General features: G+C 60.5%; 2 protein-coding genes and 1 pseudogene. All 3 read left to right on the forward strand.

The features are described from left to right. Window positions 1-128: 128 nt before the first annotated feature. Window positions 129-1073, forward strand: a pseudogene (locus ACT4OC_RS22270) (cbb3-type cytochrome c oxidase subunit I); the annotation flags it as partial. 40 nt (window positions 1074-1113) lie between these two features. Continuing rightward, window positions 1114-1770, forward strand: a complete 657-nt coding sequence (locus ACT4OC_RS22275; protein WP_444841195.1) for a pyridoxamine 5'-phosphate oxidase family protein — start codon at window positions 1114-1116, stop codon at window positions 1768-1770. Between the two features lie 428 nt (window positions 1771-2198). After that, on the forward strand, window positions 2199-2495 hold the full coding sequence (locus tag ACT4OC_RS22280; protein ID WP_444841196.1) for a DUF736 domain-containing protein: 297 nt from the start codon (window positions 2199-2201) through the stop codon (window positions 2493-2495). Window positions 2496-2858: the final 363 nt, after the last annotated feature.

The following is a 2858-nucleotide window of genomic DNA, read 5'->3' on the forward strand; positions in this document are numbered from 1 at the left end:
GCGCCGCCGCCGGCCTGTGTCAACAACTTCGAGCCGCTCGACTTGGGCACTGCGCCTATCACTGTCCATAAGGACAGTTCTCAACAACACGCCTCACTCGGCAAGGCGGCCTTCACCGGACGGATACGCCGGTGCTCGCCAGCGCCATCACTATGCTGCTCACCGATCGCAATTTCGGCACCACGTTCTTCTCTGCCGAGGGCGGCGGCGATCCCGTGCTGTTCCAGCATCTGTTCTGGTTCTTCGGCCACCCGGAGGTGTACATTCTGATCTTGCCGGGCTTTGGCGCCATCAGCCAGATCGTGTCGACGTTCAGTCGCAAGCCGGTATTCGGCTATCTCGGTATGGCCTATGCCATGGTTGCGATCGGCGGTATCGGTTTTGTGGTGTGGACGCACCACATGTACACGGTCGGTATGTCGAGCGCGACGCAGGCCTATTTCGTCGCAGCCACCATGGTGATAGCAGTGCCCACCGGCGTAAAGGTCTTCTCCTGGAACGCCACCATGTGGGGCGGCTCGATCGAATTCCGCACCCCCATGATGTGGGCGATCGGCTTCATCTTCCTGTTCACGGTTGGCGGCGTCACCGGCGTCGTGCTGGCGAATGCCGGCGTCGACTGGGTGCTGCAGGACACCTATTACGTGGTGGCGCACTTCCACTACACGATGTCGATCGGCGCGACCTTTGCGATCTTCGCGGCCTGGTACTACTGGTTCCCGAAAATGACCGGGTACCTCTATTCGGAAGCGTTCGGCAAGCTGCATTTCTGGCTGATGTTCATCGGCGCCAACATGATCTTCTTCCCGCAGCACTTTCTCGGCCTCTCCGGCATGCCGCGCCGCATCGCCGATTATCCCGATGCATTCGCGGGCTGGAATCTGATATCGTCGATCGGCTCGTACATTTCCGCCGCAAGCCTGATTGTGTTCTTCCTGAACATGGCTCTTGCATTCGCCCGGAAGAAGGAGGCGGGCGAAAACCCATGGGGAGTTGGTGCGACCACATTGGAATGGACGCTGTCCTCCCCGCCGCCATTCCATCAATTCGAGGTCTTGCCTCGAATCAAATGAGTGGTCGGGCACGCGCGTTCGCGTCTCTCACCAGGCTCGCTTGGACCGACAAGCGATTCCGGCCTTTGATTCAGAGCAAGGCCCAGTGGTTTTGTCATCCTTCTCGGCGGAGTTGCCGGTGAATCGAAAATTGAAGAACTTGGTCTTACAGCTCCTCGACGAGCATCGTGTAATGACCATCGCCACAAACCGTCCCGATGGATGGCCGCAAGCGACGATAGTTGGCTACTTGAATGACGGTTTTCTGCTGTACTGTTTCGTTGCCCGGAATGCGCAGAAATATGCAAACATCCTGCGGGACCCGAGAGTCTCGATCGCAATTGGCAGCGACGCACCGCAGCCGCGCGACATCAAGGGCCTCTCGTTGGCTGCAAGAGCAACTCCGGTCGCCGATCATGACGAGTTCGACTACGTCTCCGCATTGCGCCTCAAACGGCATCCAGAATATGCAGCCTCGCCGCCATGGGCTGCAACCGACGGTGCGGCACAACGCGCGGCGCCAAAGCCTTCTCCAGACAGCGTGGTCCTGCTGCGCATTGTGCCCGAAATCATCTCCGTACTGGATTATTCCAAAGCGTTCGGTCACAGCGATCTGATTGCTTTCTCCGAGCGCGACCTGGATATGCATCTCGACAGCCGCCGTCATCGCTGGGCTGATAGCGCCGGCAGCGACGCCGAGGAACAAGACGAGGAATAGACCCGGGACACGATTCGGCGGAGTTTCAGCTTCGCCGGCAATGAGCGCTACGCTCAACGGTTGTTCCCATGGTCGGTATTCACTGTTGTATCGAGAGTGTGCTGCCGCGTCGCGGCGGTGGTGGGTGCCTTTGAGCCGATGCTCTCCTGTCAGGCTGCTTGGCCCACGTCCATAGCGGCCTTTTGCTGACGGATCACGCCCCACAATACGCTCGCTGCGCTCGCCGACCTTTATCCGCAATGGCTCGTTCGCGATCTTCTTCCCCTGCCGCGAAGCGGCGGCATTCCTCGCGAGGCAACAAGATCGCTCAGCCCGCCATCCTCCGCTGGCGCTGTGGGCCAAGGCTGCGGCTCAGTCGTTGCGGCGCTCAGAGATCGCCATCAAGGCCGCGATGGTCGCGGGCCTGGAAACAACAACAGGAGATCACCATGGCTCAGATTGGCACCTTCACCCGCGCCGAAGGCGGCTCGTACACCGGCGTCATCAAGACGCTCTCGCTCAACATCAAGGCGCGCTTCCTTCCGGCCGAACCCTCCGAGAACGAGAGGGCTCCGAACCTGCGCGTGATGTCCGGCAACGTCGAGATAGGCGCCGCGTGGCAGCGGACCTCCAAGGACAACACCGTCTATCACTCGGTGAAGCTCGACGACCCGTCCTTCCCGGCACCGATCTACGCCAACCTCGTCGCGGTCGATGACGGCTACGCGCTGGTCTGGTCGCGCTGACCCCGGGCTTGCGGCGCCTCGCACCTCGCGAGGCGCCGCGGCTCCAGCGCCGTCCATACCAATATCCAGATAAATGCTAGCCGCCCCCAGGCGCCCCGAGCGGCGAGCCGCCCTCACGCGCATTCGGGGAAATCTCGATGGTTGCAATCTGACTGGGTTTCAAAAGGGATCGTTCACCCTCGCGACGGAAATCACGGCCATCTATACCTTTAAGTTGCAAATGGCTGGAACGCTAGCGCCACTTTCCAGCGAGGTGGAGGATGAAATGCATAAGCGCCTGGCGATGCCGGACGACCGGGAAGACAGCGCCTCTCCACGGTTCAAGGACGCGGACCTTCATCTTCGTGCCCAACGTCTCGAGTT

The organism is Bradyrhizobium sp. (assembly GCF_052389815.1).
Lineage (GTDB): Bacteria > Pseudomonadota > Alphaproteobacteria > Rhizobiales > Xanthobacteraceae > Bradyrhizobium.

Bases quoted from the DNA above. Each gene is read 5' to 3' on its own strand.
- ACT4OC_RS22280 (WP_444841196.1), top strand. From the start codon at position 2,199: ATGGCTCAGATTGGCACCTTCACCCGCGCCGAAGGCGGCTCGTACACC.